Below are 242 nucleotides of genomic sequence, written 5' to 3'. Positions count from 1 at the left end.
CTCACCCGGAACTCGGCTGCCACGTGTGCCTGCGGGATCCCGTCGTGCAGGTGGCGTTGGACCATCCTGAGACGGCCGGTCGGGGTCAGGGGTGCGTTAGCGTGAGTCATGAGCGGGTCTTTTCGGGCAGGTGGGTTGTTGAGGAACTTCCATCCTGCGGGAGAGGCGGGCGTGTCAACTTGTCTGTGTAAGCGGGGTGGTCACAGGTAGGGGTTGATCCGGTCGGGGTAGGCCGCGGCGAG

At 65.3% G+C, this 242-nt stretch carries 1 pseudogene; it reads right to left on the bottom strand.

Annotated elements, in window-relative coordinates:
* Positions 1-110: pseudogene (locus KVS67_RS12775) on the bottom strand (IS481 family transposase); the annotation flags it as partial.
* Positions 111-242: the final 132 nt, after the last annotated feature.

The organism is Micrococcus sp. GbtcB5, assembly GCF_019091605.1.
Lineage (GTDB): Bacteria > Actinomycetota > Actinomycetes > Actinomycetales > Micrococcaceae > Micrococcus > Micrococcus luteus.
Note: the sequence above shows the minus strand (reverse complement) of the source record. Positions and strands in the feature narration are given on the sequence as shown.